This is a genomic window from Pseudomonas sp. RW3S2 (genome assembly GCF_014268955.1).
Classification (GTDB): domain Bacteria; phylum Pseudomonadota; class Gammaproteobacteria; order Pseudomonadales; family Pseudomonadaceae; genus Aquipseudomonas; species Aquipseudomonas wayambapalatensis.
This window is the reverse complement of the sequence record NZ_JABWRM010000002.1, coordinates 388,891-405,294: the sequence shown is the minus strand read 5'-3', so window position 1 is coordinate 405,294 and position 16,404 is coordinate 388,891. Positions and strand designations below refer to the sequence as shown.

17 protein-coding genes are annotated in these 16,404 nt (G+C 61.5%); 10 read left to right on the top strand and 7 right to left on the bottom strand.

Going from position 1 to position 16,404, the window contains the following annotated elements; translation table 11 throughout:
* Nucleotides 1-119: 119 nt before the first annotated feature.
* Nucleotides 120-995: a DNA-binding protein gene (locus HU748_RS04625; RefSeq protein WP_186719416.1), complete on the top strand. Its 876-nt coding sequence runs from the start codon at nt 120-122 to the stop codon at nt 993-995.
* Nucleotides 996-1,056: 61 nt separating this feature from the next.
* Entirely contained in the window at nt 1,057-1,227 is a 171-nt protein-coding gene (locus tag HU748_RS04620) for a DUF6021 family protein (RefSeq protein WP_186719414.1), read from the top strand.
* Nucleotides 1,228-1,291: 64 nt separating this feature from the next.
* On the opposite strand, the gene HU748_RS04615 is transcribed toward HU748_RS04620, so the two are convergent.
* Nucleotides 1,292-1,543 (bottom strand): hypothetical protein, encoded by a 252-nt coding sequence (locus HU748_RS04615; RefSeq protein ID WP_186664596.1) that lies wholly within the window; start codon nt 1,541-1,543, stop codon nt 1,292-1,294.
* A gap of 26 nt (nt 1,544-1,569) precedes the next feature.
* A complete protein-coding gene (locus HU748_RS04610) occupies nt 1,570-2,070 on the bottom strand; it encodes a DUF4142 domain-containing protein (protein WP_186719413.1) in 501 nt (166 codons plus the stop codon).
* Nucleotides 2,071-2,254: 184 nt separating this feature from the next.
* On the opposite strand from HU748_RS04610, the gene HU748_RS04605 reads away from it, so the two are divergent.
* Genes HU748_RS04605 through dksA form a run of 3 tightly spaced genes read left to right on the top strand, consistent with a single transcriptional unit; the run spans nt 2,255 to nt 4,589 of the window.
* Nucleotides 2,255-2,815, top strand: coding sequence for a carbonate dehydratase (locus HU748_RS04605; RefSeq protein ID WP_186664598.1), 561 nt, complete (start codon nt 2,255-2,257; stop codon nt 2,813-2,815).
* 2 nt (nt 2,816-2,817) lie between these two features.
* Nucleotides 2,818-4,155 (top strand): dihydroorotase, encoded by a 1,338-nt coding sequence (locus HU748_RS04600; protein WP_186709151.1) that lies wholly within the window; start codon nt 2,818-2,820, stop codon nt 4,153-4,155.
* Between the two features lie 26 nt (nt 4,156-4,181).
* Nucleotides 4,182-4,589: an RNA polymerase-binding protein DksA gene (gene dksA / locus HU748_RS04595; protein WP_186664601.1), complete on the top strand. Its 408-nt coding sequence runs from the start codon at nt 4,182-4,184 to the stop codon at nt 4,587-4,589.
* On the opposite strand, the gene HU748_RS04590 is transcribed toward dksA, so the two are convergent.
* Complete coding sequence (locus HU748_RS04590) at nt 4,586-5,299, bottom strand: MgtC/SapB family protein (RefSeq protein WP_186664602.1); 714 nt, start codon at nt 5,297-5,299, stop codon at nt 4,586-4,588. The two genes, dksA and HU748_RS04590, sit on opposite strands and share 4 nt — an antisense overlap.
* Before the next feature lie 426 nt (nt 5,300-5,725).
* Between HU748_RS04590 and HU748_RS04585 the strand changes: the two genes are divergently transcribed.
* Nucleotides 5,726-6,190, top strand: coding sequence for a sterol desaturase family protein (locus HU748_RS04585; protein ID WP_186664603.1), 465 nt, complete (start codon nt 5,726-5,728; stop codon nt 6,188-6,190).
* Between the two features lie 12 nt (nt 6,191-6,202).
* Here the strand turns inward: HU748_RS04585 and HU748_RS04580 are convergent, their stop codons facing one another.
* Nucleotides 6,203-7,096, bottom strand: coding sequence for a bile acid:sodium symporter family protein (locus HU748_RS04580; protein WP_186664604.1), 894 nt, complete (start codon nt 7,094-7,096; stop codon nt 6,203-6,205).
* A 185-nt stretch (nt 7,097-7,281) separates the two neighbouring features.
* Between HU748_RS04580 and HU748_RS04575 the strand changes: the two genes are divergently transcribed.
* The 4 genes from HU748_RS04575 to HU748_RS04560 all read left to right on the top strand — a co-directional run bounded on the left by HU748_RS04575 (nt 7,282) and on the right by HU748_RS04560 (nt 10,755).
* On the top strand, nt 7,282-8,160 hold the full coding sequence (locus tag HU748_RS04575; RefSeq protein ID WP_186664605.1) for a Dyp-type peroxidase: 879 nt from the start codon (nt 7,282-7,284) through the stop codon (nt 8,158-8,160).
* A gap of 83 nt (nt 8,161-8,243) precedes the next feature.
* Nucleotides 8,244-9,152 (top strand): aldo/keto reductase, encoded by a 909-nt coding sequence (locus HU748_RS04570; RefSeq protein WP_186719412.1) that lies wholly within the window; start codon nt 8,244-8,246, stop codon nt 9,150-9,152.
* Nucleotides 9,153-9,156: 4 nt separating this feature from the next.
* Nucleotides 9,157-10,434 (top strand): MFS transporter, encoded by a 1,278-nt coding sequence (locus HU748_RS04565; protein WP_186719411.1) that lies wholly within the window; start codon nt 9,157-9,159, stop codon nt 10,432-10,434.
* A 156-nt stretch (nt 10,435-10,590) separates the two neighbouring features.
* On the top strand, nt 10,591-10,755 hold the full coding sequence (locus tag HU748_RS04560; protein WP_186664609.1) for a KGG domain-containing protein: 165 nt from the start codon (nt 10,591-10,593) through the stop codon (nt 10,753-10,755).
* Nucleotides 10,756-10,931: 176 nt separating this feature from the next.
* On the opposite strand, the gene HU748_RS04555 is transcribed toward HU748_RS04560, so the two are convergent.
* The 3 genes from HU748_RS04555 to HU748_RS04545 all read right to left on the bottom strand — a co-directional run bounded on the left by HU748_RS04555 (nt 10,932) and on the right by HU748_RS04545 (nt 16,391).
* On the bottom strand, nt 10,932-12,932 hold the full coding sequence (locus HU748_RS04555) for a U32 family peptidase (protein WP_186719410.1): 2,001 nt from the start codon (nt 12,930-12,932) through the stop codon (nt 10,932-10,934).
* A gap of 143 nt (nt 12,933-13,075) precedes the next feature.
* Entirely contained in the window at nt 13,076-14,506 is a 1,431-nt protein-coding gene (locus HU748_RS04550; RefSeq protein ID WP_186719409.1) for a hypothetical protein, read from the bottom strand.
* Nucleotides 14,493-16,391 (bottom strand): Hint domain-containing protein, encoded by a 1,899-nt coding sequence (locus tag HU748_RS04545; RefSeq protein ID WP_186719408.1) that lies wholly within the window; start codon nt 16,389-16,391, stop codon nt 14,493-14,495. Before HU748_RS04545 ends, HU748_RS04550 begins: the two co-directional genes overlap by 14 nt.
* Between the last annotated feature and the right edge of the window lie 13 nt (nt 16,392-16,404).

Here is a 16,404-nt window from a genome sequence, read left to right as displayed (position 1 = left end):
CGAGCTCAATCGGCTCTCCAGCATATTTCGTACAGAGCCTAAGAATCTACTGGGAAAATCTAAGGTTCTAGTATGTAATTACAGCCTACATACCACGGTACGAAATCGTAGGAGCAAGCATGGCCCGGGGCGGCATCGACAAGGCGGCAGTACAGCAGGCACGGCAGGCGCTGATCGCCCGGGGCGAGCATCCGAGTATCGATGCGGTACGCATCGAGCTGGGCAACACCGGCTCGAAAACCACCATTCATCGCTACATGAAGGAGCTCGAGGCGCTGCAACCGCTGGCAGATAAACACTCACCGGCGCTCAGCGACACGTTGGGGCGTTTCGTCGGCCAACTGGCCGAGCAGTTGCGCGAGGAAGGGGAGGCGCGTATTCGCGACGCGCAGGCCGAATTCGATAAACAGCGCGAACAGTTGCAGGCGCAGTTGCAACTCGCACAACAGGCGCTCGCTGCTGCTCACCAGCAACAACAGATTCAGGCCAGCGCCCTTGCGGCCGAGTCGGAAAGGCTCGAAACGGCGCTGACCACCCTGCAGGCCGAGCAACTGCGCAGCGCCAGCCTCAACCAGTCCCTGGGCGAACTGCAGCTCAGGCTGGCCGACAAGGACGAGCAGTTGCAGCAGTCGCAAGGGGAGTTGCGTCAGTTGCAGCAGGACGCGATCGCCCGCCAGGAACAACTGACACACCTGCACCGTGAGAATGAGCGCCTGCTGACCGAATACCGACAGGCCAGCGCCCAGCACAAACAACTCGACGAACAATTGGAGCAGCGCGATGCCCAGGTTCAAGGGCTGCGCTCGATCCTGGCCCAGGCGCAGGGGGCGAGCGAGGAGGTGCGTCGGCAGTTGGACGGCGAGCGTCAGGCGCTGGTGGGTCAGCGTGACATCTGCGCCGAACAGATGCGCCTGATCGAGCGTCTGCAGGATCGTCTGATACAGAGCGAGGCACGCTGTGCGCAGCTGGAGACCTTCCAGGCAAAGGGCGCGTAGATAAATCAAACTTCGCCAGGCCCGCGCTTTCTTCTGTAGACACCGTTACGGAGAACGCACAATGAGCGAACAGAAACGTCCACACCCCGCGCAAGGGCCTCACTCATCCGGCAAGGCGTCCAGCAAGCAGGATCTGGGTTTTGATCCGGACTCCCCCGAGCTGGAGGATCCGCAAGTCGACCCGCAAGGTCCGGCAAAGCCACCCCGTGATCACGAGAAGAAAGGTAAGTGATCGAGTCATGACCTTCTGGGCGTGCGCACGCGGCAGCACGTGCCGCGCCCGCAGGCCCGATGGTTCAGTTGTCGAGCTGGCGCGCTGCGTCTACGCCGGCACTGGACAACTTGATTGGATAACGCACGCTGATCTGGTGATCGGCATCGACATTGACGCTGCCATCATGGATCAAGCCGGCCTCCTGAAGCGTCTTGAGCATTCCGGCCACCGCCTTTTCGCCGCGGTAGTTGTCCAGCACTTCCTTGCCCAGGCCTTCAGGGTGGGCGTGCAGTAGCCGAGTCAGTACTTCGGCGCGCAGAGCATCATTACTCATATCAAGCCTCTCTGGTTACCTGTGGATCACTTGCCGTGCTTGGCCTGAAGCTGTTTGGCGTGCTCCAGGTGCTTCTCGAGGGTGGGCAGGGTCTCGCTGGCGAAAGCCTTGAGCTCCGGCTTGTCGGACGATGCGGCTTCCTTCTTGAACAGCTCCACGGCTTTCTCGTGGGCATCGACCTGATTGTTGACATAGGACTTGTCGAACGACTCGTCGCGCCATTCCAGGATCATCTTCTTGACCTTGTCGGTGAGCGCAGCCTCGTCAGGCACGCTGATATCCAGCTTGCGGGCGATATCACCGAGTTTCTGGTTGGCCTGGGTGTGACCGGTGACCATCTGCTGGGCAAAGGTCTTGATCTCCGCGTCCTTGCTCTTTTCCAGCGCCAGGTTGCCGGTTACGACTTCAGCGATACCTGCCTCGGTCGCCGCATCGACGAAGTCGTCGGAGGAAGCGGCCATCACCTGCACCGAGACAAGGCCCATGGCCATGCACAGACCGGCTCGCTTGAGGAACAGAGTATTCATGTGTCTCTCCTTGTCCGTGGTCGCGACATCGGTGTCGCAAACGGTTGAGCGCCGGTCGGCGGCGAAAGTTTGAAATTTCTCACCGGCGTCATGCTCTGCGGGAGAGGAATGAGGGGAGGGGGGTTGCAAGTAATATGTTATAACGTAACATTTACTGAAGTCAGCTTGTCTCAGGAAACCTACCGTGATCCGCAGAAACCCCTCCGGCCACCTCCCACAGATCGCCGAATCAGCCTACATCGACAAGACCGCGATCATCTGCGGCAAGGTCATCATCAAGGACCATGTGTTCGTCGGCCCCTACGCGGTCATCCGCGCCGACGAGGTGGACGCCACCGGGGACATGGAGCCGATCGTCATCGGCGCCAACTCCAACATTCAGGATGGTGTGGTCATTCACTCCAAGTCCGGAGCGGCGGTGAGCATCGGCGAGTACACCTCCATCGCCCACCGCTCCATCGTGCATGGCCCCTGCGTGGTCGGCGATCGGGTGTTCATCGGCTTCAACAGCGTGCTGTTCAATTGCCGCGTGGGTGATGGCAGCGTCGTGCGTCACAACTCGGTGGTCGACGGTCGCGACCTGCCAGAGCGCTTCTACGTACCGCCCACCGAACATATCGGCCCGCACACCGATCTCGATCGCTACCCACCCGTCAGCGTGTCGGCCTCGGAGTTCTCCGAGGATGTCGCCCGCACCAACATCGACCTGGTCCAGGGCTACAAGGCCCTGCAGAACGAGTTCTGATCATGGCCGACCTGCTGATACGCAACGCACGGCTGGTCAACGAAGGGCGCGAGTTCGAGGCTGACCTGCTGGTCGCCCGTGGGCGCATCGACAAGATCGCCGCGAGCATCGAAGGCGTGCGCGCTAAGGTCGAGATCGATGCGCAAGGGCAATGGTTGCTGCCGGGCATGATCGATGACCAGGTGCACTTTCGCGAACCCGGGGCAGGGCACAAAGGGAGCATTGCCAGTGAGTCGCGGGCTGCGGTGGCAGGCGGCATCACCAGCTTCATGGACATGCCCAACACCGACCCGCCAACCCTCACCACTGCGGCGTTGGCCGACAAGAAACGTCGGGCCGCGGCCAGCTCGCAGGCCAACTACGGCTTTCACTTCGGTGTCAGTCGCGACAACCTGGACACCATCGCCGCGCTCGACCCGCGTGAAGTCGCCGGGGTCAAGGTGTTCATGGGCGCGTCCACCGGCAACATGCTGGTGGACGACCCGCAGGTGCTCGAGCGGCTGTTCATCTACTGCCCGACCATCCTGCTGGCCCACTGCGAGCACACCCCGAGCATTCTGGCCAACGAGGCGCTGTGGCGTGAACGCCATGGCGAATTCATTCCTGCGGCCGCTCACCCGCTGATTCGCGATGCCGAAGCCTGCTATCGCTCCTCGTCGATGGCCGTGGACATGGCCAGGCGTTTCGGTACACGCCTGCACGTACTGCACCTGACCACCGCGCGCGAACTGGCGCTGTTCGCCGCTGGCCCGGTACGCGACAAGCACATCACCGCCGAGGTCTGCCTGCACCACCTGCTGTTCGACGACAGTGACTACGCGCAGCTCGGCCATCTGATCAAATGCAATCCGGCCATCAAGACCCGTGCCGACCGTGACGCACTGCGCCAGGCGCTGGCCGGCGATGTGATCGACGTGATCGGAACCGATCATGCCCCGCATACGCTCGAGGAAAAGCGGCGAGTCTATGGCCGCGCGCCCTCGGGACTGCCGTTGGTGCAGCATGCCTTGCCGGCAGCGCTGGAGCTGGTCAGCGAGGGTGTGCTGAGCCTGACCCAGTTGGTCGACAAGACCAGCCACGCAGTGGCCCGCCTGTTCGCCATACGCGAGCGCGGTTTTCTGCGCGAAGGTTACTGGGCGGACCTGGCGCTGGTCGAGCGCCTGGCGCAACCGCGCCCGGTCGCCGATGACCCGATCCTGGCCCACTGCGGCTGGACACCTTTTCAGCATCGACACCTGCAGCATGTGGTGCGTACCACCGTGGTATCCGGCCAGCTGGCCTGGCACCAAGGCCAGGTGCAGCCACGCTGCCAGGGCCTGCCGCTGATGTTCGATCGATGACTCCTTTATTGCACGAGTGTGCCCTCATGACTGAAGAAGACTTGCTCCGCCAGCCGGCCGAGGCCTACATGAACGAGCCCCAGCGCCAGTACTTTCGTAACTTGTTGCTGGGGCAGCGGGTGGAGTTGCAGGAGCGCATAGAGCAGGACTTCCAGGCGTTGCGCGTGCAGGAAGTGCACAGCGACCCGGCCGATCTTGGCAGTGCCGAGGAGGAGCGGCACTGGCAGTTGCGCACCCTTGAGCGAGAGAAGCGCCTGCTGGACAAGATCGACCAGGCGTTGGAGCGCCTGGCCAAGGGGGATTACGGCTGGTGTGAGGAAACCGGCGAGCCGATCGGCCTGCGCCGCCTGCTGCTGCGTCCGACCGCGACCCTGTGCATAGAAGCCAAGGAGCGGCAGGAACTCAGGGAACGGCATTTGCGCGATGATGCCTAGTCGACCACCACGGGCTGGGCGTAAAGCTGCCAGCGCACTGAACTGACGCCTTTCTCCAGGCTCACCCGGCTCACCAGGCGCTCCAGTTGTGCAGGCGCCTGTGGCGTGCCCAGCAGTTCGGCGCGCACCTCCAGGCGCAGCGGGTCGTGCAGGTCTTCGCTGTGCAGCGACTGCAGGCGCAGGCCCGGGTCACTGAGGCTGTGCAGCATCAGGCTGCGCACCTGGATCTCGTCTTCTGCCCGGCAGACGATGCGCACCTCGAAGCGTTGCTCGACTTCACTGGCGGGCACGACGTCCTGGCGGTCCAGGCGCTGGGCGATGTCGCGCAGCAGGATGTTGGCACACAGCACCACCAGGCTGCCCAGGGTTGCCTCCAGCAACAGCCCCAGGCTGCACAGCACACCGATGGCCGCGGTGCACCAGAGCGTGGCAGCGGTGTTCAGGCCGCGCACGTTGAAACCATCGCGCATGATCACGCCACCACCGAGAAAGCCGATGCCGGACACGACATACGCGGCGATGCGCGAGGCGTCGCTGGGTTCCATGCCGGGTACCGCCTGGGTCATCAGCACGAACAGGCAGGCACCGGTGCTGACCAGCGCATTGGTGCGAAGGCCGGTCAGGCGCTGGCGCAGTTGACGTTCGGCACCGATCAGGGCGCCGAGTACGAGGGCCACGCTGACGCGCAGCAGAAATACTTTCCAATCCATAGCAAACCTCTTTCCACGGGCAACGGCCCGCACATGCGCCACTGGCAAATGTGACGCCAATAAAATGAATGAGCGCGCAGGACCACTACACTCGCCGGCAAGCGCTGGCTGAGCGGGGAAAGAAGAGGGGAAATCTGCCTTCGCAGGCGAGATGGACCGCCGCCTACCGTATTCGGCAAGACAGCGGCAGGAATGCTGCCGGACTAGCTTGCCGTGTGGACCTGTCGCAATCGACTGGGGCTACTGTCCAATGCAGGACTCCTGTAGGGGATGCATAAGTGCGTCGCGGACCTTACGCCTACAGTTGCGCAGAATCAAGGGCGAATTCATGACAATTGCTTCATTGCCGAAACCTCCTACCGTTTCCGGTGCGTTCATCAGCGGTGGTAACCTTGGCGCCTTTCACCATACACGCCGGACTGTCCCATGCTGTTCAACATCGCCGTGCTGCTCGCCACCCTGGTGGCCATGGAGGGTGTCGGCACACTGGCCCACAAGTACGTCATGCACGGCTGGGGCTGGTGGCTGCACCGCTCGCACCATGAGCCGCACCTGGGTGTGCTCGAGACCAATGACCTCTACCTGGTGGCACTGGCCCTGATCGCCGCTGGCCTGATGGCCCTGGGCAAGGCCGGCTACGCGCCCCTGCAGTGGGTCGGTGGAGGTGTCGCGGGCTATGGCGTGCTGTACGTGGTGGCCCACGACGGTTTCTTCCATCGGCACTGGCCGCGTAAACCCAAACCCATGCAGCGCTACCTCAAACGCCTGTACCGGGCGCATCGGCTTCATCACGCGGTGAAAGGGCGCGAAGGTAGCGTGTCGTTCGGCTTCTTCTACGCGCCGCCGCTGCGCGAGCTCAAGCGCCAGTTGCGCGCGCGGCGGGGCGACTGAGTCGCGCAGGTTTCAATTCGTGGTTTCCTGCACGGCAATGGCCTCTTTGTGCCCTCGACTCACCCACCAGCCAAAGGCTGCAGCTGTGAAGAACATGATCAGGCTGTAGATCGCTGCCGGCACGGCCATGGTGGGGTTGTTCAGCAGGCTGGGACTCAACGCCAGCGCGATGGCCAAGGTGCCGTTGTGAATGCCGATCTCCATGCCGATGGCGATCGCCTGGCGTTTCGGGATGCGCAACAGGCGTGGCACCCAATACCCCAGCCCCAGGCTGATCACGTTGAACAACAGCGCGGCGACACCCACCACCGGCGCGTACTCCACCACTGTCTGCCAGTCCTTGGCCAGTGCCAAAACGATGGTGAAGGCCAGAAACAACGCGGCTACCAGCTTCATCGGTTTCTCCATCCGCGCGGCAAAGCCCGGTGCGTAGCGGCGGATCAGCATGCCCAGGCCCACGGGCAGCAGGACGATGGCAAACACCTGCATGACCTTGGCAAATTGCAGCGGGATGGCCTGGTCCGACTCCATGAAGTAGATCAGCGACAGGTTGACCAGCAGTGGCATGGTGAGGATGGCGATCAGCGAGTTGACCGCCGTCAGCGTGATGTTCAGTGCCACGTCGCCATGTGCCAGGTGGCTGAACAGGTTCGCGGTAGTCCCGCCCGGCGATGCGGCCAAGAGCATCAGGCCCACTGCCAGCGCGGCCTCCAGGCCAAACCCGTTGGCGATCAGGAAGCAGATGAACGGCAGCAACAGAATCTGACAGGCCAGGCCGACCAGCACGGGCTTGGGATATTTCACCACTCGGGCGAAGTCGGCGAGGGTCAGCGACAACCCCAGGCCTAGCATGATGATGCCCAGGGCGATGGGCAGGAAGGCTGTCAGCAAGGGGGAGGCGGTCATCGGCATGCTCGTGGTCGAAGGATTCCGGACAGTGTAGGCAGGCTCCATCGATCAGCTAATCGCAAAGTGCCGGCCTTTGGTAACTGATTATTTCTGGATGAGCCACACCTCGCCGCGACCTGACGCGTTGCGATGGGCTGCCGAGCACAGTAGGATTCGCGCTTTTGCCGAAGGATTAGCTCGTCATGTCGTTCCAGCAAGGTCTGCTCGCCACTCCGGTGCCGGCCCACGCCCGTCACCTGTTCTTTGCCCTGCATACGGGGGAGGCGTTGCCTGCCGTTCTGGATGCCTTGTTGCAGCAAGTCGACGGCCACAGCCTGATCCTGGCCGTCGGCGCGCCGCTGGCCAAGGCACTGGGGCGCGATGTCCCGGGCTTGCGCAGTTTCCCGCAGCTGGACGCAGCGGTCGAAAATCCCGCCACCCAGCATGCCCTGTGGCTCTGGCTGCGTGATGACGCGCGTGGTGATCTGTTCCTGCGTGCCCAAGCCCTGGAGCAGGCCCTGGCGCCGGCTTTCACACTGGTCGACAGTGTCGATGGTTTTCTGCACCACGGCGGACACGATCTGACCGGCTATGAAGACGGCACCGAAAACCCGCGAGACAACGATGCTGTCGACGCAGCCATCGTGGCGGGCGAGCAAGCGGGCCTGGCAGGTTCCAGTTTCGCTGCGTTCCAGCTGTGGAAACACGATCTCAACTACTTCAAGTCGCTGCCTCAGCCAGAGCAGGATGACATCATTGGCCGTCGCCTGAGCGACAACGAGGAGCTGGAAGACGCGCCGGAGTCGGCCCACGTCAAGCGTACCGCGCAGGAAAGCTATGACCCCGGGGCCTTCATGGTGCGCCGTTCGGTGGCCTGGGCCGACAACCGTGGCGCAGGGCTGGCCTTCGTTGCCCTGGGCCGCTCGTTCGATGCCTTCGAAGTCCAGCTGCGGCGCATGAGTGGCCTGGAAGATGGCGTGGTCGATGCCTTGTACCGCTTCAGCCGACCACTGACCGGCGGCTACTACTGGTGCCCGCCAATGGGGGCTGAAGGCCTGGACCTGCGCCTGTTGCTCGGTTAAATATCCCGATACAGAATCGCTGCGCATCGCAGGGTAGAGCGACTAGCCTTGAAGGTTTCCCCCTATAAACGGGAGCCTCCTTCATGTACGCACGTCGCGATGTCCTGCGTGCCAGCGCCGCGCTTGGCGCACTGGCCCTGAGCCCTTGGCTGCGCGCCGAGTCCGGCAGCGGCCTGCTGACCCGCAAGATCCCCGCCACCGGTGAGGCCTTGCCGGTCATCGGTGCCGGCACTTCCGGTAGTTTCGAGGTCCAGGCCGGCTCTGCCCAGTACCAACAGCTCAAGCTTGTGCTCGAGGCGTTCTTCAAAGGCGGCGGCAAGGTCATCGACACCTCGCCCAACTACGGCGGTGCCGACGCCATTCTCGGCCAGTTGCTGGAGGAGGGCGGCTGGCACCGTCAGTGTTTCATCGCCACCAAGATCGCTGCCGACAGCCGGGAAGGGGCCGAACGGCAATGGGTGCAAAGCCTTTCCAGCCTGCGCACCGACAAGGTCGACTTGCTGCAGATCCACAACCTGCGCGACTGGCAGACCCAGCTACCCTATGCCCGGGAGTTGAAGCAGCAAGGCAAGACGCGCTATGTGGGCATCACTCACTATCTCAACAGTGGGCAGGATGAGGTGGCGCGCATCGTGCGCAGCGAGCCGCTGGACTTCATCCAGATCAACTACTCGGTGAACGCTCCGGATGCCGCGCACGAGCTGCTGCCGCTGTGCCAGGACAAAGGCGTCGCGGTGCTGGTCAACCGTGCTTTCGACGATGGCCGGCTGTTCGCCCGGGTCAAGGATCAGGCATTGCCATCTTGGGCGGGCGAGGCGGGTATCGGCAGTTGGGCGCAGCTGTTCCTGAAGTTCGCCATCAGTCACCCGGCGGTGACCACGGTAATTCCTGCGACCGGCCGCCCGGACCGTCAGCTTGACCAGCTCAAGGCTGGCAGCGAGCCGCTGCTGAGCGAAGCCCAGCGCCAGGCGCTCATCAGGCAATTTGCCTGACGCCATGAACGGCTGGCGGCGGCGCCTGGACCAGAGCCTCAACATCCAGCCCGGCGAAGGCCCGGCAGTGGTCGCAGGCCTTGCGCTGTTCTACCTGCTGTTCACGGGGTATTTCATGCTGCGCCCCGTCCGCGAAACCATGGGCGTGGCAGGAGGTGTGGACAATCTGCAATGGCTGTTCACCGGCACCTTCATTGCGACCCTGGCCTGCCTGCCGCTATTCGGCTGGCTCGCTTCACGGGTGAAGCGGCGGCGCATCCTGCCGTGGACCTACGCCTTCTTTACCAGCAACCTGCTGTTGTTTGCTGTGCTCTTTGCCCGTGATCCAGATGACCTCTGGAATGCACGGGCTTTTTATATCTGGCTGTCGGTGTTCAACCTGCTGGCCATCTCCCTGGCCTGGAGCGTACTGGCAGACCTGTTTTCCAGCGAGCAGGGCAAGCGCCTGTTCGGCCTGCTGGCGGCGGGTGCAAGCCTTGGCGGCCTGAGCGGGCCGATTCTTGGCACTCTGCTGGTTTCTCCCCTCGGGCACGCGGGTTTGTTGGTGCTGGCGGGCGTCTGCCTGCTTGGCAGCATAGGCGCTGCTCTGTACCTGCAACACTGGCGTGAGCTGAATCCGCTGCCGACCAGCACCGAGCATCCGAGCTCTCGGCCGCTGGGCGGGAATCCGTTTTCCGGCGCCACCGCCGTGCTGCAGTCGCCCTACCTGCTGAGTATCGCGTTGTTCGTCATACTGCTGGCCAGCGTCAGCACCTTCCTGTATTTCGAGCAGGCCCGTATCGTCAGCGAGACGTTCAGCGACCGTACACGGCAGACACAAGTCTTTGGCCTGATCGACACAGTCGTGCAAACGCTGGCGATACTCACCCAGGTCTTTCTCACCGGACGCCTGGCCCGGCGCCTGGGTGTCGGTGTGTTACTGGTGGGCGTACCACTGGTGATGGCGGTCGCCTTCATCTGGCTGGCGCTGGCGCCGGTCTTTGCGGTGTTCGTTTTCGTGATGGTCGTGCGTCGTGCAGGCGAGTACGCCCTGGTGCGCCCGGGACGGGAGATGCTCTTCACCGTCTTGCCCGCTGATGAGAAATACAAAGCCAAGAACTTTATCGACACCGTGGTCTACCGCGGCGGCGATGCCTTGAGCGGTTGGGTCAAGCGCGGCCTGGACCTGCTGGGCGAGCATCCGCAGTTGGCCATGTCGATCGGCGCTATCCTCGCGCTTGGCTGGGGCGTTACTGGCGCCTGGCTGGGCCGTCGCCAGCGTAGCCTCGAAAACGCCCCGTAACTCAAAGCACCTCGCGCCAAATACAGCGTCGCTGCACCTTTAGCGCCACCGGTCTGCCAGATCGGTAATAAACCGAATCCCCTGCTGCTGCGATGCTCCGAACTTATGTACGGCAAACGCCCGTGCATATCCCACAGCCACAAGAGGTGCAAGACCATGGCCAATAACCAGAACAAGACTGGCAGTCAGGGTGGTACCAAAAATCCTGGCAACTTCGCCAACGACCGGGAAAAAGCGTCCGAAGCCGGTCGCAAAGGCGGCCAGCAGTCCGGTGGCAACAAGCAGAACGACGACATGGGCCGCAAGGGCGGCCGCTCGTAAGTGATGCTGCGCGGTGCCGGGGTAGCTCGGCACCGCAACAGTAGGCTGAGGCAAGAATTTCGGGTTTGTACCCGTAGTTATTTTCCGGATCAATTTGCGCTCGTGCGCGGCAGGCTGGCAATCCTTGCCTGCCTCGAAACTTCACCGGGAGGCGGAAGCAGCAGTCGTGCTCGGCCTCAGTGCGGCGCGCGCACGATGGTCTTGAGCAAGTCTTCCGGGCTGATGTGCCCAACCACCTGGCTCACCGCGCTGCCTGGGGTTGGCAGGTCGATGATGTGGTCTTTCATCCGGCCGACCACGTGCATTTCGCACGGCTTGCAGTCGAATTTCAGGGTCAGCACTTCGTCGCCATGAATCAGCTGCATTGGCGCGACCTTGGTGCGTACACCGGTAACGCCCTTGGCCTGCTTGGGACACAGGTTGAAGGAGAAGCGCAGGCAGTGCTTGGTGATCATCACCGGCACCTCGCCGTGCTCCTCGTGGGCCTCGAACGCTGCATCGATCAACTTCACCCCATGGCGATGATAGAAGTCACGGGCTTTCTGGTTATAGACGTTGGCCAGGAACGACAGGTGCGCTTCGGGGTAGACCGGGGGAGGCGTGGTCTCGGCCTTGCGGCTACCGCGCGGGTGCGCCTTGACCCGTGCCTCGGTGAGCATTTCGATAGCCTCACGACGCAGGGCCTTGAGTTGCGAGTTGGGGATGAAGTACGCCTGCGGGGCATCGATCTCGATGGCCTCAGCGTGGTACTGGGTGGTGCCCAGTTGGCCCAGCAGGTCGTGCAACTGATCCAGCGCCTGCTGCGGTTTGTTGGCCGCGCCGAACGGGCCGTCCAGGGCAACCTGCACGGTGACGCCTTCCTCGCTGGTGACAATCAGCGCCAGGCGTTGCTCGGTCAGCACGACATGCCACTGAACCGCGACGCGGCGCTCGGACGAGGTGCGTTGCAGCGCCTGCTGCCAGTTATGGTCAAGGTTGCGCGACAGTGGGTGATTCGGCCGCAGCTTGTGCAAGCCTTCGGGCATCTCGTTGGGCTCGACGCGATAACGGTAGCGTGTCTGGCCATCGTCCTCGAACTCGCCACGTGGCTCGGCGATGTTGGCCCGGAAGCCCACCACTTCACGCTTGACCAGCACGTTCAAGCCGTCACCGTTGGTCAGCGGGACCTCGGTGACCACCATCAGGTCACGCTTGCCGACCTTTTCCACCACACCCACTGGCAAGCCGGTGAAGGTGGGCGAATCGAAGGCACCGATGTCGATCTTGCGGTCGCTGACGAAGTAGTCGGTGCTGCCGCGGTGGAAGGTCTTGTCCGGGTCGGGTAGGAAGAAGTGCTGGGTACGACCGCTCGATGCGCGGGCCAGGTCCGGGCGATCTTCGAGAATCGCATCCAGCTCCTTGCGGTAGTGGGCGGTGATGTTCTTCACATAGCCCATGTCCTTGTAGCGGCCTTCGATCTTGAATGAGCGCACGCCGGCGTCGACCAGGTCACGCAGGTTGGCGGTCTGGTTGTTGTCCTTCATCGACAGCAGGTGCTTCTCGAAGGCAACCACCCGGCCCTGATCGTCCTTGAGGGTGTAGGGCAGGCGACAGGCCTGGGAGCAATCACCTCGGTTGGCGCTGCGGCCGGTCTGGGCGTGGGAAATGTTGCATTGGCCGGAGAAGGCCACGCACAACGCGCCGTGGATGAAGAACTCGATGGCAGCATCGGTCTCGGCGGCGATGGCGCGGATCTGCTGCAGGTTCAGTTCACGGGCCAGCACCAACTGGGAGAAGCCGGCCTGGTCGAGGAATCTGGCGCGCTCTAGGGTGCGAATGTCGGTCTGTGTACTGGCGTGCAACTCGATCGGTGGGATGTCCAGCTCCATCACCCCCAGGTCCTGGACGATCAATGCATCGACACCGGCGTCGTACAGCTGGTGGATCAGCTTGCGTGCAGGCTCCAGCTCGTTGTCGTGGAGGATGGTATTGATCGTGGTGAAGACCCGCGCGTGGTAGCGCCGGGCGAACTCCACCAACTCGGCGATATCGCTGACCTCGTTGCACGCGTTGTGCCGCGCGCCGAAGCTCGGGCCGCCGATATAGATGGCGTCGGCGCCATGCAGAATGGCCTCGCGGGCGATGGCCACATCGCGGGCAGGGCTGAGCAGTTCCAGGTGATTCTTTGGAAGGGACATGTCGTTATAGGTTCGTGCTGTCACGGTTTAGGGCGGCATTGTAGCGATGAATTGCCGCGCAGGCACCCGTGACGTTCCAGGCGGGCATACTCGGCAGCGACGGGCCTGCTCTCCTTGACGCAGCCCCGTCATCCGCCCACGTGTCAGAGAGCCGGAGCAGTTTGCTCCGCTTGCCATTGCGTCCTGCTGGACGCTTTGCCACAGATAGGCGTCAGCTGTACGCTCAGCGATTGATCCAGGTTCGCATCAAACACTGGAATCATCATCTGGGCACTGCAGCCAGCGACCCGATCCTGACTGATGACATTACCTGCGCGGGTAATCGACACCCATGTGCCTTCAGGCGCTACTACCGATTCCGGAGGCGACCAGGTGACATCCACGACCCCTACTCTCGGTCGGAGCAAGGTAACCAATGGAGTCCCAGTAACCATCGGCACCCAATCGCCTTCCGTTCCTACCCCAGACCCAGGATAGGCAATGACCTGACACACCCACTTCTTGTCGGTCCTAAGCGGCGCTTTCAGCGACAAGCGCTCGTGGGTCCGGGGGGCATCGACGCGCACAGAGGCGGCGACCATGGCGGTCTCTGGCGAAAACACCTGCACGATGTAGTGAGTGATCTCCAGACTGTTCGACATGTTCCAGGCCACATCGACGCCCTCGTTGTCCAACACCACTGAGGTGATGTCGGGCCTGTCTGCTACGACGCGCAAAGGCTTGGTGCTGATGCCTGCGCCTTTTGCAGTCAGGGCCGTGAGGGTAAAGCTGAACGCATCAAACTCCGGCAGTGGCGAGGACAGTGGCAAGTCGGCGAGCTCGTATCCCGCGGGCAGGGCCATGTCGTAATGCGTGCCGGTAAGCGCACTGTGCAGGCTCAGCTGGTATTGCACGATCTCTCTGGGGTCCAGGGAAAACCATGCGACTGCGATGCGGTTTCCACCACGATAGAGCGGGCTCTGCTCTAGATTCGGCGGGGTCATGCATGACGGGAAATGAATCAGCTCAGATCGGGCGCGGGTATTCTCGCGAACCACAGCCTCCACGCCGACTGTCCAGCCTTGGTCATTGCACAGCCCCCCGCCCAGTTGCGAATTGCCCACGACAGCACTGGCGCTACCCGCTCCACTGATTGGAATGACGAATGTCGTGCCGCTGATCGTCGATGACACGACGATCTCATAGCCCAGAAGAGCCTGGCTGGAAGGCTGCCAACCAACGCGCAGGGTCTCGCCATCGTATATCGCCGAGTGCAGGATCGGCTGGAGGGTTGGCAGGGGCAGTGGAGCGCTGCTCTCTGTTTCCCCACTCTCCCGCAAGGCCATCACGGTGACGCGATATTCACCTATCGCGCTCAGGGGTTCGGACAGAGGTAATACGCCAACGGTAGCTGCACCGTCTGGAATGAATTGGTGTTTCAACGGCGTCCAGCCGCCTGTGTCCTGATGACCCAATGTGATCACCCAACCTGCAGGCGTGTCCAATTCGAGAGGGCTCCATGCCACACGCAGGCAGTCTGTCTCGTAAACGGCCTGAACGATGGAGAGCCCGAGTGCATCGTTATCGCGTTGCATTGCCGACCTCCTGTGAAGTGCCGCTCACGTCAGAGGACTGCTGCGCCTTTTGTTTTTGCTGGTTGTCGTAATCAGCCAAGAACGCAGGATGGACGGTTGCTCGCAGTTGCGCAGGGCTGCGAAGTGGCGCTCTGCTTTTGAGATCTGCCAGCATATTTTGCGTAGCGAGGTTACCCGACAAAATGCCGTTGGCGTAATAACTGCCTTCGACGCCACCTTTGAATTGCAAGTTGTATACCGGGGTGGCCTGAGCCTCGACATAACCGACGAATGTCACCGTGATCGGAGGTCCGTCACCGGCCAACTTGTCGCCTACCTGGATTTCCCGTGCCTGCACCTCCATGTTTCTCACGGCACTCCCGATTTGAATCGCTCGCATGATGGGGTGGGTCGGTGTGACATGCAGGGTCTGGCCGGTAGTGCGTATCTCAAGCATGGAGCCATTTTCTGTACCCGTGGTTCTTTCACTGACCGTGCGCACGCCATGCGGTGTCTTGACCTTGTCTCCCGAGACGATCTCTTCGATTTTTTTTGTCTCGCCTGACGCCAGGGTGATCAATGTGCCCCCTGCTACACAACCTTCCATGATGCGGAGTTGAGGGATGATCTCCCTGCCGGGGTTTCCTGCGGATCGCTTATCGCTGGTAAATACAAGCGTTACGTTTCGTGGCATGGGATCTTCTGGCGTTCCTGGAAGGTAGAGCATGTTGGTCATGTAGAAGTTGACGAGCGAGTCTTTATTGTTGGTCAGGCATGACGGGTTGCGCTTGAACTTTTCGGCCTCGTAATTGAAGCTCAGCTTTCCATTACCGTCAGATGTCCATTCGTCAGCAATACTTTCAGCTCTGGAGTGTACCCGACAGCCCCCACCGCTCGGGTTTACTAGATAGATCGCCGTTTCGCCAGTTACCGTAGATTCGGTTTTTCCTTCGGCGAGAGCGTAGCCAGAAACGGGAATCAGATAGTTAGCAGGCTTGTTCTGGCTTGCCCAATAATCGCACTCTTCACGGCTGTGGCGGTTCCAGCACATCTTGATGGGTGTATCGTTGTCAGGGAGTTTATTGCTGCAGACTTCCGTAGCGGCAGGAGCAGAAATGACGCATTTGCCATTGGCGTCTCTTGTACAAGGTCTGGGCTCTGTCATACAAGCGTCAACGATACCCGTTGAACTGACTGCCTTCATGACGAGCGTCGGCGGGAACTCGTCGTCACTGTCCTTGGGGATCATGTTGAAGAAAGCGACAGCGCGAACGGGAATCGTTGGATCCACCGAGGCACTCACGTTAACGCGTAGTTCAGGAAGGTTCGTCAGATCAGTGGCGTTTTTCGAGGCAATGAAATCACCCGTGAGGTCGTTATACATAATGAGCGTGACAGAGTTTCTCTCGCTGCCGTTCGCAACGGTCGAAATGGCTTCAGAGCTGTACGTGACCGCTGAACTAGTTGCAGTAGCATTGGAGCGCGAAAGCTCCGAGATGAATTGAAGGTCTTGCAAAGGAGCGTCGGCATCACTGGACGTCTCAGGGAAGACAACTGGTTTTACTGCGTCAGGCTTTGCGCCGGAAACAGCGAGCGCTTTCACCCGCTGTTTGTGCGCAGCTTCCAGGCGCCTGAACATTTCGGGCGCCTGTGCTTTTGTATGCCCTGTCAGGAGTTGTTGTGCCTTATAAAGTTGATAATGCTGGGGGTTGCCCCAGTCCAGCTGATACAGGACGCCAGGGGTAAGATCTTTAGTCAATTCCTGCCCCAATGTTTCTACTTTTTCCTGGGCGTTTATTGCGTTTACTTCATCAGTGGCCTCGGCGGCCCAGGCAGAAGGAAGCGCATAAAAGAATAAAAACAATGCAGCCAATAGATTAATTGAGGTCGACTCTCGACTTGTCATCGTCTTTGCTCCC